Annotated in this window: 16 protein-coding genes; 11 read left to right on the top strand and 5 right to left on the bottom strand. The window is 33.8% G+C overall.

Going from position 1 to position 17,328, the window contains the following annotated elements:
* The first annotated feature begins 136 nt into the window (after positions 1 to 136).
* The 11 genes from AC2A1C_RS05380 to AC2A1C_RS05430 all read left to right on the top strand — a co-directional run bounded on the left by AC2A1C_RS05380 (position 137) and on the right by AC2A1C_RS05430 (position 12,093).
* Complete coding sequence (locus tag AC2A1C_RS05380; RefSeq protein ID WP_484024126.1) at positions 137 to 3,937, top strand: hypothetical protein; 3,801 nt, start codon at positions 137 to 139, stop codon at positions 3,935 to 3,937.
* A 93-nt stretch (positions 3,938 to 4,030) separates the two neighbouring features.
* Entirely contained in the window at positions 4,031 to 6,445 is a 2,415-nt protein-coding gene (locus AC2A1C_RS05385) for a zincin-like metallopeptidase toxin domain-containing protein (RefSeq protein ID WP_484024128.1), read from the top strand.
* A gap of 8 nt (positions 6,446 to 6,453) precedes the next feature.
* A complete protein-coding gene (locus tag AC2A1C_RS05390) occupies positions 6,454 to 6,678 on the top strand; it encodes a hypothetical protein (RefSeq protein ID WP_484024129.1) in 225 nt (74 codons plus the stop codon).
* Positions 6,679 to 7,086: 408 nt separating this feature from the next.
* Positions 7,087 to 7,872 carry an EndoU domain-containing protein gene (locus AC2A1C_RS05395; RefSeq protein ID WP_484024131.1) on the top strand — a complete coding sequence of 262 codons (786 nt, stop codon included), beginning with the start codon at positions 7,087 to 7,089 and terminating at the stop codon, positions 7,870 to 7,872.
* A gap of 11 nt (positions 7,873 to 7,883) precedes the next feature.
* Positions 7,884 to 8,225 carry a hypothetical protein gene (locus AC2A1C_RS05400; RefSeq protein WP_484024132.1) on the top strand — a complete coding sequence of 114 codons (342 nt, stop codon included), beginning with the start codon at positions 7,884 to 7,886 and terminating at the stop codon, positions 8,223 to 8,225.
* A gap of 8 nt (positions 8,226 to 8,233) precedes the next feature.
* Positions 8,234 to 8,587: a hypothetical protein gene (locus tag AC2A1C_RS05405; protein WP_484024133.1), complete on the top strand. Its 354-nt coding sequence runs from the start codon at positions 8,234 to 8,236 to the stop codon at positions 8,585 to 8,587.
* Between the two features lie 100 nt (positions 8,588 to 8,687).
* The gene (locus AC2A1C_RS05410; protein ID WP_484024134.1) at positions 8,688 to 9,479 is read left to right on the top strand and encodes an EndoU domain-containing protein; all 792 of its coding nucleotides are present in this window, start codon (positions 8,688 to 8,690) and stop codon (positions 9,477 to 9,479) included.
* Position 9,480: 1 nt separating this feature from the next.
* Positions 9,481 to 9,819: a hypothetical protein gene (locus tag AC2A1C_RS05415; protein ID WP_484024136.1), complete on the top strand. Its 339-nt coding sequence runs from the start codon at positions 9,481 to 9,483 to the stop codon at positions 9,817 to 9,819.
* A 46-nt stretch (positions 9,820 to 9,865) separates the two neighbouring features.
* The gene (locus AC2A1C_RS05420; RefSeq protein ID WP_484024137.1) at positions 9,866 to 10,342 is read left to right on the top strand and encodes a hypothetical protein; all 477 of its coding nucleotides are present in this window, start codon (positions 9,866 to 9,868) and stop codon (positions 10,340 to 10,342) included.
* 3 nt (positions 10,343 to 10,345) lie between these two features.
* The gene (locus AC2A1C_RS05425) at positions 10,346 to 10,810 is read left to right on the top strand and encodes a hypothetical protein (protein ID WP_484024138.1); all 465 of its coding nucleotides are present in this window, start codon (positions 10,346 to 10,348) and stop codon (positions 10,808 to 10,810) included.
* Positions 10,811 to 11,178: 368 nt separating this feature from the next.
* Complete coding sequence (locus AC2A1C_RS05430; protein WP_484024139.1) at positions 11,179 to 12,093, top strand: helix-turn-helix transcriptional regulator; 915 nt, start codon at positions 11,179 to 11,181, stop codon at positions 12,091 to 12,093.
* A gap of 20 nt (positions 12,094 to 12,113) precedes the next feature.
* Here AC2A1C_RS05430 and AC2A1C_RS05435 read toward each other — a convergent pair whose 3' ends face one another.
* The 5 genes from AC2A1C_RS05435 to AC2A1C_RS05455 form a co-directional block, all read right to left on the bottom strand.
* Positions 12,114 to 14,201: an LTA synthase family protein gene (locus AC2A1C_RS05435; protein WP_484024140.1), complete on the bottom strand. Its 2,088-nt coding sequence runs from the start codon at positions 14,199 to 14,201 to the stop codon at positions 12,114 to 12,116.
* Between the two features lie 12 nt (positions 14,202 to 14,213).
* Positions 14,214 to 14,732, bottom strand: a complete 519-nt coding sequence (ribH, locus tag AC2A1C_RS05440) for a 6,7-dimethyl-8-ribityllumazine synthase (protein ID WP_484024142.1) — start codon at positions 14,730 to 14,732, stop codon at positions 14,214 to 14,216.
* A gap of 2 nt (positions 14,733 to 14,734) precedes the next feature.
* Complete coding sequence (locus tag AC2A1C_RS05445) at positions 14,735 to 15,433, bottom strand: YfgM family protein (protein WP_484024143.1); 699 nt, start codon at positions 15,431 to 15,433, stop codon at positions 14,735 to 14,737.
* Positions 15,434 to 15,522: 89 nt separating this feature from the next.
* Entirely contained in the window at positions 15,523 to 16,059 is a 537-nt protein-coding gene (locus tag AC2A1C_RS05450; protein ID WP_484024145.1) for an adenine phosphoribosyltransferase, read from the bottom strand.
* 30 nt (positions 16,060 to 16,089) lie between these two features.
* Positions 16,090 to 17,265, bottom strand: coding sequence for a hypothetical protein (locus tag AC2A1C_RS05455; RefSeq protein WP_484024147.1), 1,176 nt, complete (start codon positions 17,263 to 17,265; stop codon positions 16,090 to 16,092).
* Between the last annotated feature and the right edge of the window lie 63 nt (positions 17,266 to 17,328).

Genomic DNA, 17,328 nt, shown 5'->3' on the forward strand with positions numbered 1-17,328 from the left:
TTCCGGCTGGCAATAATTAAAAAAAAACATCAGGTTAAAGCACAAATTCAATCTCAAAAAGGTATTGAACAGCCCGAATTATGCCTAAAATTTAGCAAAACAAATTTTTACAAACAATAATTAAAATTTTAAAACAATGACAATAGACAATACCGTGTTAGAAAACACAAACAACGAAGGAACAGATAAACCGGGAGATCCTGTTGCTAATACAAACAACCCGGTTTCACAAACATTATTTCGTTTTACAAGTTTGCGAAATCCACAGCTTACGGAGACAAAAGATAATAATCTTGGCTTTGTTTTCCGTCCGGAAAGAAAAGAGGTGAAAGGTATTTTTGATGAATGCATTAAAAACTGGACACCCGAAAGAGGATCCAAATTTGATGAATTACTAAGAGCCGCAAAAAGCTACACCGAAGCCTTTGCATCTGAAAAAGATATTGAAAGCGACGATAGTTTAAAAGACTTATTAAAAGTGGGAAGAGAAATCGCCAAACAAGAAAAATCGTTCTCTTTTAGTGAATCGTATTTAACGGCTTTATACAAAGCTTTTCCCGATGATAGCTTGAAAAAACTTTGGGATAACCTCATTTACCAAACCGTTACCCAAGAAAATTTTTATGTGAAAGAAGCAATTACTCATGTTTTAAAAGCACTTCACTATGCGTCTCTTCCTACTTTATTAGAAATGAAGGGAGATCAACTTGCCAAAGTAAACGGAGAAAAAAGTACTGAAAAAGCGTTACACGCCAAAGTAGTTTTGCCGGCAAGTCTTTTTATGGATGATGTAAAAGAAGATAACACTACTGCTCCCGAAGATCCCAGCAACGCATTTATTGTAAACCGTGGCATTATTGGTAGAGACGTTATCAATCCTCATGATACAAAGCTTACCCCTCGTCTTAGAAACAGGCTGGAAGCTGAAGCTAAGAAAAATCAGGAGATTTCTATAGCTCAATATATGAAATCAAATCTTGAAACGTTGAAAGCGGAATTGGAAAAACTTCAGAAAACGTATCACAAATCGTACTACAAAACGTATAAAAAAGCGTATGAAGCATACCAAGAAGAGGTTCAGCCAATGATTGATGCTAACGAAAAACGTTTAGCAGAAGCGGAAGCAACATTTGATGATACTACAACAGAATCTGCTAAGAAAGCAGCTTATGAGCAATTGCAATTGGTAGAAATTCCGAAGTTTGAATTCTCTTACAAGAAAGAGATTAATTTTCCGGATTTGCAAGCTAAACTCTCACCGGAATCTTTTGATTTGTTTTTGAGCTTGTTTGCAGAATCTGAAGATAAAGAAACACTTGCAAGCTTGGTACAAAAAAGAGAAACAGCACAAATGCGTGCAACTGCAGATGATGTTTTAGAGGTTGAAGGTGTAGAACTAACATTGGATGAAGACAACACACAATTTGCAAATGTGTTGGCATTGGTGCAAGAAAAAATTCAGGAGAACACCAAAGTGTTATTAGAAAAACAAACCATGCCACAAAAACAGTACGCGAATTTGGGTGGTGTTTTGGTGCCGGTGCAGAAAGCAATATCTAAAAGTGCATTAACATATACTTTCTCCTTAACAAGAGTTAGATTATTTTTTTCATCAACTTATTCTTCATCCATTCAGTTTGATGTTGAAGACTCTTCTTGGGAAGTAGATAGCATTGAATATTCTGCCACAGACAGTGCAGGAAATATTTATGAAGGTACAAAAACCCAGCTGATTCCTGATGCTGAAAATAAAATCAAAATTTCAGGTTTATTTACTTCGTCTGTTTCAAAGGTTATCAAAAATTTTTCTGCAACCGTTTATTTTAAGAACGGTAGGGAAGCCAGTATAAATACTGCTACTGCTACAAGTTCAACTGTAAGTACGGGAACAGTTTCAACGACTAGTTATAGTGGTACATACAACTTAAAAGCGCTATCAACCAACAGCTCTGGAAGCGGAAATATGATTCCTAAAAATTTCGGAATCAAAAGATTGGGGATTGCCGATTATCTGAAAGTAGAACAAAGCGTTCATGCCTATGTTCCGGGTGAGGTATCGAATATTGAAAACGTGATGGCAAGAGAGTTCAGGCAAAAATCAACCCGAAGACTTAGAAAAACAGAAAATCAAACCACCCTTTCTCAATCAACAGAAAAAGAATCTTTAAATGACACTACAACTACGAATAGGTATGATATTCAGACAGAGGTAGCCAAAGAATTGGAAAGACAACAAAGCATTGAAGCCCACACCAATTTTAATGCAAAGGGAATAAGATGGACGCTGGATGTTGGTGGAAGTTATGCCAATAATACTGCACAGCACGACAGTACCAGACAGGCGGTAGCAAAGTCTCAAGAAATTACTGAAAAAGCATCTGAGAAATTAGTTACAAAAATATCTGAAGAAAGAATTGAAAAAATCATTGAAGAATTTGAAGAAAACAATTCGCATGGTTTCGACAATCGTGCAGGTGACAAGCATGTTACCGGTGTATATCGTTGGGTAGATAAGAAGATGAAAAACCAGATCTACAACTACGGAAAACGTACCATGTTTGAGTTTATGATTCCCGAACCGGCACGTTTGCATGTTTTGGCTACCAAATCGGCAGGAGTTACCTTTAATGCTCCTATTGACCCAAGAAGCGAAGAAGCCAAAGAATGGCAGATGAAGGACTACAATGTGGAGGAATCTATGCTACAACATTGGGCGGATATTTATTCTGTAACAATGGATGAGAAATTAAAAAATATTGAACATAAACACGTTGCAAGTGGTAATCCGAATACTGATGATGATTTTGGTACAGACATTACCTCTATACAAATAGAAGACAATTATGTTGGCAGAAGTGTTATATTTTCAGGATATGCAAACAGGGCGAGACAAAAAGGCAGTGTTTGGCAAGGATCTCCAAGCCTTTCTGCAACAATTCATTATTCTAATTTAGCAGGTGCAGATTTTTGGAAAACGGCACATGGAAATTTAACTACAGATGGATCTAGTAATGGCCTTGATTTAAAAGGAAATATTGATTTTAATGTGGGAGGAAATAACATATCTAGCTATTCTATTACTGCTAGAATTAGTTGCGAACCAACTGATGAGTACAAGAATAATTGGAAAAAACAGCAGTTTACAAAAATCATCACAGCCTACATCGAAGCCAAGAAAAAATTCGATGACGAGGTAAAAGCTGCACAAGAAGCCGCAGCAGCCGACAACGACACCAAAAAAGCCACTTTAGCTTCTTTTTATAGAGAGATAGAAGCTACAGTAATAAAACAAAACTGTATTGCCTACCTGTTGCAGGATTATCTCAATGTTTTGGGAACAGGTTTCGATACGGGCGATACTATGGAGACTTTTGCCATCAAACTAAGCGACGATCTGGATGCTTACACTTCCCTTGCCAAATTTATAGAACAAGCTTTCGAGTGGAGCGTGATGGATTATACCTTCTACCCTTATTACTGGGCAAACCGCACCCATTGGCAAGATATATATATGAGCCAGGAGACCGATCCTTTATTTAGGAATTTCTTACAAGCAGGGATGGCAAGAGTAATTGTAACCGTAAAACCGGGCTTTGAAGATGCCGTACAGTTTTTCATGACAACAGGCAGAATCTGGAACGGAGGAGAAGTACCGGTAATTGGAGATCCAATGTATCTTTCTATTGTGGATGAACTGAGACAACCTTTAGGAGTGAAGCAAGGAAATGCATGGATTACCAGAATCCCAACAATGCTTACCATTCTTCAGGAAGATTCTGCAGGACTGAAAACAACCACTGCATTGCCGTTTACAAAAGAAAACCCGGATGATTTTGAAAACCCGGATGATGTGGTTACTGCTTCTGAGTTTACAATTAATGGTGCTAAACTCACCGCTCCTGAACCAACTCCTAAATCTAATTCTATTGTAGGATAACAAAGTTTTTTAAGCGAGTATAACCCGCCATAGGCAGATAGGCAGTAAGCAAGAGGCTTACTGCTTATAGCCTAAGGTATAAAATAAAAAATTATGACTTACGAAGAATATTTAAAAGAAATAGAAGACTTTGACGAGATTACAAAGCAAGAACTTCTGGCGGATTTTCACAACCATATTCCACTGGACAATCCCTCCATGATGCAACAAATGGGATATGGCGGTTTTCAGGATTTTATGAAAGTAAAAGATGCGGCACAAACCATGCAGCTCGGTGAAACCATAAGAGGAATGAACAATGTGAGTCCGTTGGTCACGATGAAACTGACTAATCAAACCCCAAAAGATATTGCATCCAAATACTTTGTAGATGGTAAAACAGTTCAGAAAGGAAATACCAGCATTACTGAAGATATTGATAAAAATGGGTATACGTTTAATGTCTACGATTATTATTTCGATAATAACCACAACGGAATTTATGGAGACGGACAAGATGTACTTGCCTTCAAGCTTTTGCTGTTTGTTTCTACAGACGGAAACAAAGTGAAAGAATGTTATGAGGTGGTAAAGCCAGCAGATGATGAAGTCATCCTATTTTTAGAGTCAGATAAAGATATACTGACCGAAGGTATACTTTATGGAAGAATGTCAGAAAAAGTGCGAAAACAATTTACCGATGAAAAAGGAAATCTGAAAAGCAACCTTTTCAATAACGAAATCATGAAGACGGTAAGCAAATATGCAGACATCAACCAAGACGTTGTAGAAGAACTCATGAAAAAGGGCTATATAGAAAATAGCGCAATTGAAGAAGGTTTTTTCATCTTCATCAAATATGTAATGATGGGTGTTTCCGCACCTGCAAAAGCCTTAGGATGGGTGTGCAAAAAAATAGGAAATGGTTTGGATTATCTTAATATATCTGATGATTTTTGGGATACTCAAAGCGAAGATTACTTTTTTGATAAAGATAATCTTATCAAAAAAATCACCATTTCTGAAGATCTTATTAATGATATTGACAAACTTTTTGAAGATAAAAAAGGGTTGGACTTACAGGATATTATTCCCAATACATTAGAAAAGTATATTAAAGAATATTCAGCAGCTATAAAGCATTTTATAAGAGATTATAACGATTTTATTACCCAAGAGATAGAAACCTTTTATCAGCTTGGTAATAATACGGTTGTTGATCTTATGGCCGGAGCAACACAAATGTGGGTTGCTTATAGATGTGGGCTGTGGAATGGTATTGTAGATTTTGTATCTTCGCTGTTAAAATTTGCAGGGGAAATACTGGAAGCTCCTTTTAATGCAGCTCAGGATTTTCGGGCAGCAATGGAAACATTAGATAATATCTATGATTTCCTGTTTGGAGGACATTTTAAGGAAAATCTTAAGGCAGCGGTTAAGGAAATGTATAACCGGCTGTTGGATTTCTGCAAAACCCACAATAAGGAAGATTACGACTGGGTAAGGGTTTCTTATGTTGCGGGAAGTGGAGTTGCTTTTATTGCGAGTTTTTTTATACCTTTTACACAGGTTTTGAAAGCCGCTAAACTGGGTAAGATTGCCGAGATTATAGGAGCAGTAAACAAGGAAGTAGGAGCAGCACTTTCGGCTACAGCAAAATATGGAAAAGACCAGGCATACAAAGCAATAAGTGCTTTGCTGGAAATCTTTTCAAAAGGTGGCAAAGCATTTTGGGACTTTTTGAAGAAAGTTTGGGATGAGCTGGAAAAATGGTTTTTGAGCGCAAGGTATAAACTTTCCAAAGCCAAAGAATTTCTGGGATTAGGCTTTAGTAAAGAAACTTCAGAAACTTTAGGCAATCTTGGATTGAAACCTAAACTTGATGGTTTCCGATCGACTGCAGCCCCAATGAATGTTCCGTATGGAAACTTCATAACCAGATTGGAATATAAAGGTTTTACAGTTTTTAGGGGTAGCAAAAAACAGGTTGCTGCTTTTGCCAAAGAACTGGAAGAAATGGGTGAAGAGGCTGCAATTAAGTATTTGGATGATTTATTAGAAAAATCTTTAGATGACTATATTAATTCTCAAGGATTTAAATTTTTGAAATTAGGCTATAAGTTTAGCCATAGCTTTACTATTGCAAAAGATGGAGTAAAAGAAATCACCCATTATCTTATAAATAAATCGGGAGAAAAACTATGGCAAGGTATATCCACTATCTCTGAGGAAGGTATCTTATTTAACATGTTTGAAGTTTCTATACAACAGCAAGATGTTTCAACAGCGATGTATAAATTATTAGATAAGATAGGGTTTGAAAAAATTGAAGCAAGTTATGGATCGGGTTCTTTAGGTACTAATTTTAAAGAATTTATGAAAGTATATAACGTTTCAAATAATGCTGTTGAGGCAGCATATTCAACTCCTGCTGGTAAAGCAATAGTTAAATCTTTGGATAACAAATATAAACCGGTCGACATTGTTATTACAGAAAATAAGGTAAAAATGTATTGGGTTAAAAAATAAATTATATTATGAAAAAAATTTTAATTAAAAGAAGTGAAAATAAAGGTCTTATTCTTTTGAAAGTTCTTTCGTTGTTTAGAGACAGAGATATTATACATTCATTACAAGAAGTTAGTGAATACATGAAGGCTTATGAAAAAGATGACCAAATTGTTATAGATTGTAAAATGTCAGAATTTAATGCTATTATACAAGAACTTGAAGACGAAAATGTTAATTACAACATTATGTAAAGATGTTAAACCTACTAATATTGTTATAGAGAAAACAAATAAAAAAGTAATTGTTGAATGGTTAATAAAATAAATGAAAAAAATTATTATTAAAAAAAATGCTAATCCAAACATGAATATTTTATCTGTTCTCAAATCATTATATATGGAAGGAAGTGAAATAAATTCGTTAGAAAAATTGCAAACTTTAAAAAAACATATGAAGATGTAGGGGAGGTAAATATTGTTGTGACAAATGAAGCTTTAAACATATTTAAAGGATATTTTTCTGATGGCAAAATTAACTACGAGATAGAATAACTTTAAAGCAGTCTTCGGGCTGCTTTTTTCTTTTTCAAAAAAGGTTTAATTGTCAAGAATTTTTGGAATTTCTTAAAGAAAGTTTGGGATGAGCTGGAGAAATGGTTTTTGAGTGCACAGTATAAGTTGTCTAAAGCCAAAGAATTCCTAGGATTAGGCTTTAGTAAAGAAACAGCGGGGACATTGGGTAACCTTGGATTAAAGCCTAAACTTGGTTTCAGGCAGACCGGATTTGGAGCCTTTCTTCCTTATGGAAACTTTATAACAAGGTTGGAATATAAAGGTTTTACGGTTTTTAGAGGGAGTAAAAAAGAAGTGGAAGCTCTTGCTAAAAAGCTAAAGAATATGGGTAAAGATGATGCCGTTAAATACTTAGATGATTTGCTGGAAAGAATTTTTATCATAGGCAGAAGATTTGAACAGCATATAGAAGATGGGCATATCCGGATAAAAAAATATAAAGCCGATAATCTGGTCGAAGAATATGAATATCTTGCAAGCAAAGGAGGAAAAGCAGCGGAGACTGGATATAATTATAGCGGAGTTCCTTCAGGATTTCATATACTGTCTAAACTGAATAACAAACTGGTAAGAATTGCAGAAAACCTTGGTACAAAAGTACTCCCAACAGGAGAAACAGTACGTCTTACAAAAATAGAATACTGGATTGATGAGATGGGAAAATGGAAATTAAAACCAGACACTCATACATTTTTCCCAAGTAAATGGGATATTAATAAAATAAAAAAAGTAGTACAGGAAGCGAGTGAAAATATTATTAAATCAAAAGGTAATAAATTTATTGGACAAACGAAAAATGGAATATTAATAGAATTTTATATAGATGAAGCGACTAGAGAGGTTAAAACGGCATACATTGTTTTTGAATTTTAAATTAAAAAGAAATGAAAAAAATAGAATTAAAGAAAATAGAAGGTAACTTTAGAATAGCAGAGCCTACTGATAAAAAATATTTGCTGTTGGCATTATTTATTGAGCAAAAAAGGTATTCTTGGGATGCTCAAGAAACTATAGATTTGTTAGAATCTGTAAGAAGCGGGAGTAAAACATGGAAAGAAGCAATAGAACCTTATGACGAAATGTTCTTGTATGTAGGATATGATTGTGGTCATCTAAAGTGTGATAAAGACGTAGCTTATTTTTTTGCAGATAATCCCATCTATCAAGATTTAGAAATGCCTTTGCAAGAAGTTATTGACTTAATGAAAGATTGGAAAGCATTTTGATTTTACAAATGAACAAGATAAACTTTAAAACAAACAGCTTATTAGATGGAAAAGAAATTGCAGGTCCAATAGCAACAGATGATAAATACTTATTATTATCGTTATTCGTTGGACAATTTCGTTTTCCAGACAACATTCAGGAAATTATAGATTTGCTAGAATCTGTAAGAAGCGGGAGTAAAACATGGTTAGAAGCAAATGATGATCTTATGTTCATGCAAATTGGATATGGTTGTGGAGATTTTAAATGCGATAAGAATACTGCCTATTTTATAGCAGATGAAAAAGATTATCAAAACTTAGAAATGCCTCTACAAGAAGTCATAGACTTAATGAAAGAGTGGAAAGTATTTATGAGCTAAATAGTAAGGCAGTCTTCGGACTGCTTTTTTATTCTCTAAAGAGCGGAAAACCTTTAAAAACTTCTTAAAGAAAGTTTGGGATGAGCTGGAGAAATGGTTTTTGAGCGCACAGTATAAGTTGTCTAAAGCCAAAGAATTCCTAGGATTAGGCTTTAGTAAAGAAACTTCAGAAACTTTAGGCAATCTTGGATTGAAACCTAAACTGGATGGTTTCCGATCGACTGCAGCCCCAATGAATGTTCCGTATGGAAACTTTATAACCAGATTGGAATATAAAGGTTTTACAGTTTTTAGAGGGAGTAAAAAAGAAGTGGAAGCTCTTGCTAAAAAGCTAAAGAATATGGGTAAAGATGATGCCATTAAATACTTAGATGATTTGCTGGAAAGAATTTTTATCATAGGCAGAAGATTTGAAGAGCATATAGAAGACGGACACATCCGGATAAAAAAATATAAAGCCGATAATCTGGTAGAAGAATATGAGTATCTTGCAAGCAAGGGAGGAAAAGCGGCGGAAAGTGGATTTAACTATAGTCCAACAGTGGGAGGTTTTCATATTCTAAATAAGCTAAATAATAAACTGGTAAGAATTGCAGAAAACCTTGGGACAAAAGTATTACCTACAGGAGAAACTGTACGTTTAGCGAAAATAGAGTATTGGATAGAAGAAATGGGAAAATGGGTTTTGAAAAAAGACACTCATACTTTCTTTCCTAGCAAATGGGATATTAATAAAATAAAGAAAGTAGTACAGGAAGCGAGTGAGAATATTTTAGAACGAGAAGGAAATAGATATATTGGGAAAACCAAGTCAGGAATTAAAATTGAAATGTACATTGATCCCAAAACAAGAGAAGTTAGAACGGCATATATAACCTTTAAAAATTTATAAAATGAGTAAAGTAGAATTTAAGATAGTAGATAATGATTTTCAAGTTGTAAAGTCAACAAATGATAAATACTTATTATTATCTTTATTTATTGGACAGTTTCGTTTTCGAGATAATATTCAGGAAATTATAGATTTGCTAGAATCTGTAAGAAACGGCAGCAAAACTTGGTTAGAAGCAAATGATGATCTTATGTTTATGCAGATAGGCTATATGTGTGGAGATTTTAAATGTGATAAAGACACGGCTTATTTTATTGCAGATAGCTCTACTTCTTATCAAAACTTAGAAATGCCTCTACAAGAAGTCATAGACCTGATGAAAGATTGGAAAGCATTTTAATTTAAAGGCAACCTTTTGGTTGCTTTTATTCTTTTAGATAGAAAGAATGGGAAAATGGGTTTTGAAAAAAGACACTCACACATTCTTTCCAAGCAAATGGGATATTAATAAAATAAAGAAAGTGGTAAAGGAAGCGAGTGAGAATATTACCTTTTCAGATGGAAGAAAGTTTGTTGATATTATTGCTGAATATGAAAAAAAATTAGTAGATGCTATTGTAACCCATAACCACCCAAGAGGAAATAGTTTGAGTACAGGTGATATTAGGTTATTTATGTTTAAAGGTTTAAAAGAATTGCGTGCCGTAGCGGGAACAGATGGAAGTGTATTCGTATTACGAAATTTAGGTGAGAAACTAAGCGCATCGGAATTAAGGAATATTCAAAAGGCAGTTGTAAAAGCTATCGCAGATAAAAAAGGTGCTAATGTATTTAGTAATTCTTTGGATGTAGCAGATGAATACATAAAGGAGTTAATGAAATACAAAAATAGATTTGAATATATTCACTATAAAAAATTATAAATTATGATAACAGAAAAAGATTTAGAAATACTGTATTATGTTATTCCAAAAAAATACAGACTAACGGCATTGGATCAAGAAATATATGATCCTAATACTCAAGAAAATTTTGAAAAAGAAGAGAAATTAGAAGAATTATTATATAAAAGTTCTTTGAATGAATTAATAGTTACTATTATTAAAGTATTCAAAGAAAAATATGCTAATCCAATGCCTATTTGGAGCGGAATTGTTTCTTATGAAAGAGATACCAAAAAAGAAAACTCAAAAAGATCAGATATTAAAAATCTAAAGTTTGATTTTAAATATGGAGTAGAAAGCATATTTGGTGGAGATACAGAATATTTGGATAATTTGTTTTTAGAATTTACAGTTCCATTTTCAGGTTTAAAAACAATTGTAAAAAATACTTTACAGGCAAACAATTTACAGAAACTACCCATAATGGCAAAACTGTTTTTACCATAGACGATAGTCCTATTCTGAAAATAGAAATCACAGATACTACTTTCCAGATGTTTATTGACAAGGATTCTTTTATAGATTACGGACAATAGATTAAAGCAGCTTTCGGGCTGCTTTTTAATCCAAAGAATTCCTCGAGGCTTGCCTCGGGGTAAAAGAGGAAAAGTTTGAAAAACGGATGGTTTTTCATCAAACTAAAAAATAAGTTCCACTAATACCTCGTGGGCTTGCCCCGGGGTTGTTTATATAATTTTCTGCAAAAAAGAAATAAATTTTGCAAAACCAAAACTTATCCACAAAAATAAAACACGACACGTTTTGTCGCCTTAAGACTTTATCTTTGTTTCAAATAAAAAACGAACAAATAGCAAATGAAAAAGGACTTTTATCTTACAAGATATGCACTCATTATCAAAAGGTTGGAAAGCTCACCGGCAACGTACAAACAATTGGAAGAGTACCTGCTCAATTCTTTTGAATTTCAGGATGCAGGAATTACAAGCTATTCCATCCGTACTTTGCAGAGAGATATCAAGGAAATTTCAAGTCTTTTCAATCTCAACATTCACAATAAAAAGAAAGGTGACAATTGCTATTACATAGAAAGCAGACCCGTAATGGAAGTGGACGAATACAACCAGAAATTGTTGGAATCGTTCCAGATAAGCAGTGCCCTGAATCTCCACCCGGATTTTTCGGAATTTATTTTTTTTGAGTCCAGAAAGCCGACAGGTTTAGAAAATTTTTACGATCTGTTTTTTGCTATCCGCAACAAAAGAATAGTGACATTTGAGTATTATAATTATCAGAATCATCTTATTTCTGCAAGAAAAGTTCATCCGTTGGCTTTGAAGGAATCTCAAAGCAGATGGTATCTTATAGCTATTGATACCAAAGATAAAATGCTTAAATCTTTCGGATTAGACAGAATGCAGTTTCTTGATGTAAGCAGTGGAAAATTCAGGGAAAAATATAAGTATAATTTCAAAGAGCATTTTAAATATGCTTTTGGAGTGATGAATCTTTCCGAACAAAGCCCTCAGAGAATTGTATTGAAATGTACCAAACAACAAGGAGAATATATTAAGAGCTTTCCGCTCCATCACTCCCAATCTGTTTTGAAAAAAACGGATAAAGAAATATTTTTTGAATTGTATCTTCATCCTACCTACGATTTTATTCAGGAGATCTTATCTTATGGCAAAGAAGTAGTAGTTTCAGAACCTGAAAATCTAACAAAAGAAATCAAAAATCATCTTTTGGATGCCATCCAAAATTATGGATAAAAATAGTTTATCAATATTCTCTAACGATTGAGTTGGTTTTTCTTCAGCCAAAAAGAAGTTGCCTGATAAGCAGAAATGGTTTCATTTACTAAAGAAACATCCGGTTTTTTTACAAGATTTTCTTTGTAATAAATATTGATCGCATTGGCAGGTAAAGCGTCTTTCTGTAGAGTTAGAGAATATTGTTTTATTTTTTGGGGAGGAGAGATCACTGTAAGATATCCATCCTTTACAAGTCCTAAATCCTGATAAGTTGCAATGTAAGCTCTTGGCTGAAAATTATCTTTAAAAACATCCTGACCCAAAAATTTGGAAGTATAATTAAAATTCAGTAAACCGAAAACGGTAGGCATTATATCAATTTGTGACATCAGCGTATCCAATTTCTGAGGCGCAACAAATCCTTCGGAAAAAATCATTGCCGGGATTCGGTATTTATCCATCGGAAGCTCTGTTTTTCCGGCGCTTGAAGCACAATGATCGGCTACAATCACAAATACCGTATTTTTGTACCAGTCTTGTTTTTTTGCCATTTCGAAAAATCTCTTTAGAGCATAATCCGTATATTTTACACCTCCTTCTCGGGATTTTGATTTCCCTGAAATATCAATTTTTCCTTCCGGATAAGTAAAAGGACGATGATTGGAGACCGTCATCCAATGGTTGAAAAAAGGTTTTCCGGATTTTGCTTCACCATTCATTACTTGGATGGCTTTTTTTGCCATATCTTCATCGCAAACTCCCCACACATTTGCAAACGTGATTTCCTCAGGTTTAAAATTATTTCTATCAACAATTTCATATCCATTTCCCGAAAAGAAATCTTCCATATTATCGAAATAGCTGTATCCTCCGTATAAATATTTTACATCGTAGCCTTTGGATTTAAAAACACTTCCTGTCGTAAATTTATTTTTATTGTTATTTCGTTTAATAATGCTTTCTCCGGCAGTTGGTGGTATACAAAGCGTTAATGCTTCCAATCCTCTTACAGTACGGTTTCCGGTAGCATATATATTGGTGAACAGCAAAGATTTTTCAGCAAGACTGTCCAAAAAAGGAGTAATTTTTTGTGTATTTCCAAAATGTTCCAGAAAATCAGCTGAAAGACTTTCGATAGAAATTAAAACAACATTTTTTTTAAGTTCTGGGGAAGATGAGGTGATTTGATGACTTAATTGTGGAGCGCTAAGATTTTTGAGAAAAATAGCTTCCGCCGTTTTTTGAGGAAGAGTGGGATAGAATTTAAAAAAATCCAGCTCGTTATTTGTAAAGGCTTTATAGAATTTTGGAAGTCCGTTTGATTGGATTTCTTCAGCAAATATATCGGGAGATTTGGCATCCGATAATTTTTCTATTCCGAAAACTGAAATTCCGCAAATGACAATAAAAGAAACAAGAAGCCAAATTTTTTGAAAAAAATCAGGCAATTCTAAAAGCTCATTTTTTGTTCGTTTAAAAATAAAATAGGCTACTAAAGCCGTTAAAATGAAAATCACTGAAAATAACGGAATAATGGGATAACTTTCCATAATATTTCCGATAACTTCATTGGTATAAATCAAATAATCAACAGCTATGAAGTTGTAGCGTACTCCGAATTCATTCCAAAAGAAATATTCGCTTACTGCATTGAAAATAATGAGTAACACATATAAAAATAGTGTAATGAAATAAAGGATATTTCTAATCTGTATCCTTTTTGAAGGTAAAAAAAGCAGCAATCCAAACAGCAGGGTTTTCAATCCTACAAAGGATAATCCTACTTCCGTTGCCGAACCACCGTATTGCTTCAAAATATTATTGGGAACCAACCATATATAAAGGAAAAGCAAAATGAAACCTGCAAAAACAATATATCCGTAAGGTTTCTTGTATTTGGAATCTGAAAGAAATAAAAAATATAGAGCAAGCAAAGAACTTGCTAATGAAAAAACAAAAATATCATTCAGTATTCCTACTGATACTATTTTCAGAATTTCTGAAATGCTGAAATGAGAAGTAGTTATTGGATGAAAAATAAAAATTATTCTCAAAATAAAAGAAACCAAGAGGTAAAATATACCGACATACAAGAATGGTTTTGTTTTGTTTAGAATAGCTTTCATTTTAAATTGAATTTAGGGTTTTCCAAAGCCAATGCTTCCCTTTTTGGAAGAAAGATTTTTTTTGAAATGAATCATTTGTAAAGCACTAACCGCAGCTTCCACTCCTTTATTTCCAAGATTTCCTCCGCTTCTTGCAATAGATTGCTCTTTTGTATCATCAGTAAGCACACAAAAAATAGTAGGGACATTGGTAAGTACGTTACAATCTTTAATCCCTTGTGCAACGGCAGAACATACATAATCAAAATGTGGAGTTTCTCCACGGATTACACAGCCTATAGCAATTACCGCATCATATTTATTTTCTTTACAAAGCTGCATAGAAGCATAGCAAAGTTCGAATGCACCAGGAACTTGGAAAAGTTTTATATTTTCAGATTTTACGCCTTCCTTTTCTAAAATTTCTACACAAGCATCACGAAGGTTATGTGTTATAAAATCGTTCCACTCAGAAAACACAATGCCGATGTTGAATTCATCGGCATTTGCTATATTCAGTGGTTTGTAATCAGAAAGATTTACAGTAGCCATTTTTAGTAATATTTGGTCATTTCAATGTATGCATCACTCATTCCATTGTCATAGTCCTGATATTTTTCATCAATGCTTGAAAAATATTTTTTAGCGTCAGCATTTTTTTTCAAAGCCAGTGAAAGAAGTCCTGCTTTTTTAGTAAAATAATAGGAAGTATAAGGATCATCTGATGCAGAAATAGCTTTTTCTAAACTAGCAAGAGCGTCTTCATTTTTATTTAAATTACTTTGACAATCTGACATTGCTCCATACTTCATAGCCATAAGAATTTTGTTGTCGGAAGAAAATTTATCCAAAAGATCATACGCTTCCTGATATTTTCCTTCTTTGAATTTCAGTAAACCTGCATTATAAGCAGAAAGTTTTCCAACATCAGTTCCTGAATATTCATTGAATGTACCAAGATAACCAGGATTAGCGGCAGATTTTCCTCCTAATGCTTCTTTGTCTTTACCTTCGGAAAAATATTTCTGAGCAGCTAAATAACTTTTTGTAGCTTCTTCATTTTTAGGATTTACCACATATTGCTGATATGCAAAATATCCTAAAATACCTAATACAAGAACCGCAAAAACGCCTATTAGTGTTTTTGAATGCTTTTCAATAAAACGTTCCGTATTAAGGGCAGACTGATCCAAGTCTTTGAAAACTTCTACCGTTTCTTTTCCTTCTAATTCTTTATTTTGATTTTTTGCCATAGCGTTTAAAATTGAAGTGCAAATTTAATTGTTTCCTAATGATTTACAAAATTCTAAATACCGAAACTTAAGAATATTGCCGAATTATTCTAATATTTCAGAATATTGTACACTTCTGCACCGAATTTCTGAAGCCTTTCTTCACCATCCAGAAACTTCAATCCTATCAGAAAACTGAATTGAGAGACAATTCCGCCTTGCTTTTCAATTAGTTTTGCAGCAGCTTCCGTAGTTCCTCCGGTTGCAAGAAGATCATCGTGGATCAGAACTCTTTGTCCTTCTTTCAATTGTCCTTCTTTCATTTCTATTTCGGAAGTTCCGTATTCAAGATCGTATTTCTGACCAATAAACGGAGGAGGTAATTTTCCTTTTTTCCGTACCAAAATAAAAGGAACTTCCAAAGCAACAGCTATCGCAATTCCAAAAAGAAATCCACGACTTTCAATTCCGCAAACGGCATCTATTTTTCCTCTGCTGAAGTTTGCAAGATCTTCAATCACTTCTTCATACAATTTCGGATATAGAAAAATTGGAGAAATATCTTTGAATTGAATTCCAGCTTGTGGAAAATCCGGAATGTTTTGAATGGTTTCTTCCAGTTTTTTTATAAGTTCGGGTGATGCCATTTTGTGGGTTACTTCTTGGTTATGGATTGTTTAGTTTATTTTGTAACTTGAAATTTTCCACTCTCCATTTACATTTTTCAGTCCGAAATTTACAACAAGAGATGTCGTTTTTCCATTTTTATCAGTTACATCATAAGTTGCCGAAACCGTTGCAGTATTGTCGTTATTATTTTTTGTAGTAATATTTTTAACGTTCAGATTCTTTACAGCTCCAAACCCGGAAGTAGGATTGGAGAAATTTTCGTATGAACCCCAATTCGGATTTGCAGAAGTTTCATAAGCTGCTTTTAAGTTTTGAGCGCTAAGATTATTTAAAAATTTTGATACCGTTGCTTTAGGATCTTTTTTTACTACAGGAGTTGTCGTTTCTGTAGTATTCGGATCTGTAGCCTGATCTTGTGGCTGATTTTCTTCTGTATTTTCTGTTGCAGTCTCTGTTGAGGTATTTTGTTCCTGTTGTACAACTGGAGCAACCATTGCTTTTGGATTTACGACAAATCCTATTTTTGACATTTTATATGTTTTAGCAGTAGTTTTTACCGAAACGGTAATATCAATTTTATTATCAACAACTTTATTTGCAGGAAGTGAAGAGAATTTAAGATTAAATCCTTTGAAATTATTATCCTGCATTAGATTTTTATTGGTAAGTAATTTTACGCCGTTGCTGGATATTTGAAGGGTTGTTTCCAAACCTGCTCCTTCAAAAACAATAGGTTTTCCGGTTCTGTCCAACAAACGAGGAATAATCTGTATGGCTTTTACACCTGAAATACTGTCTACGGAAGTATTTTTCGTGATGATATTTAAAGAATTAGCTTTTACATCATTTGGATCAGCTTCTGTTGCTGTTTCGTCTCCAAAAATATTCATTTCTCCCAGAGATGGCGGTCCATTACTGCTCCAGTCTATGCCATTTTTTTGAGCGACCTGATTGGCCAATGCAAAAATTTCCGGAACTTTTTTCCCATTTAGAAGTTGTCCCAATGCTTTCAATTCATTAGCATCACCCTCTGCTTCTACACCAAATGTCTTGAGGATATATAAGGCTTCGTTAAATTTTATTTGCTTAATAGTCGTCAAGCTCGATGCCATATCGTTAATACTTGACTGAAAGGTTTTGGTATTGGTTGCATCTACTTGATCCTTTTTACAAGAAATGACAAGAAATAATAAAAGGATAAATAAAGAAAGTGTTTTTTTCATTTGTGGAGGTTTTTCACAAAATTAATAAAATCTATTATTTTTTTTGAATATAAATTTAACTAA

This window comes from Chryseobacterium sp. HNCC26DJ241 (assembly GCF_057180505.1).

Excerpts from the sequence above, each read along its gene's own strand:
- AC2A1C_RS05380 (WP_484024126.1), top strand. The coding sequence starts at position 137 with ATGACAATAGACAATACCGTGTTAGAAAACACAAACAACGAAGGAACA.
- AC2A1C_RS05385 (WP_484024128.1), top strand. The coding sequence starts at position 4,031 with ATGACTTACGAAGAATATTTAAAAGAAATAGAAGACTTTGACGAGATT.
- AC2A1C_RS05390 (WP_484024129.1), top strand. The coding sequence starts at position 6,454 with ATGAAAAAAATTTTAATTAAAAGAAGTGAAAATAAAGGTCTTATTCTT.
- AC2A1C_RS05400 (WP_484024132.1), top strand. The coding sequence starts at position 7,884 with ATGAAAAAAATAGAATTAAAGAAAATAGAAGGTAACTTTAGAATAGCA.
- AC2A1C_RS05405 (WP_484024133.1), top strand. The coding sequence starts at position 8,234 with ATGAACAAGATAAACTTTAAAACAAACAGCTTATTAGATGGAAAAGAA.
- AC2A1C_RS05415 (WP_484024136.1), top strand. The coding sequence starts at position 9,481 with ATGAGTAAAGTAGAATTTAAGATAGTAGATAATGATTTTCAAGTTGTA.
- AC2A1C_RS05420 (WP_484024137.1), top strand. The coding sequence starts at position 9,866 with ATGGGAAAATGGGTTTTGAAAAAAGACACTCACACATTCTTTCCAAGC.
- AC2A1C_RS05425 (WP_484024138.1), top strand. The coding sequence starts at position 10,346 with ATGATAACAGAAAAAGATTTAGAAATACTGTATTATGTTATTCCAAAA.
- AC2A1C_RS05430 (WP_484024139.1), top strand. The coding sequence starts at position 11,179 with ATGAAAAAGGACTTTTATCTTACAAGATATGCACTCATTATCAAAAGG.
- AC2A1C_RS05435 (WP_484024140.1), bottom strand. The coding sequence starts at position 14,201 with ATGAAAGCTATTCTAAACAAAACAAAACCATTCTTGTATGTCGGTATA.
- ribH (WP_484024142.1), bottom strand. The coding sequence starts at position 14,732 with ATGGCTACTGTAAATCTTTCTGATTACAAACCACTGAATATAGCAAAT.
- AC2A1C_RS05445 (WP_484024143.1), bottom strand. The coding sequence starts at position 15,433 with ATGGCAAAAAATCAAAATAAAGAATTAGAAGGAAAAGAAACGGTAGAA.
- AC2A1C_RS05450 (WP_484024145.1), bottom strand. The coding sequence starts at position 16,059 with ATGGCATCACCCGAACTTATAAAAAAACTGGAAGAAACCATTCAAAAC.
- AC2A1C_RS05455 (WP_484024147.1), bottom strand. The coding sequence starts at position 17,265 with ATGAAAAAAACACTTTCTTTATTTATCCTTTTATTATTTCTTGTCATT.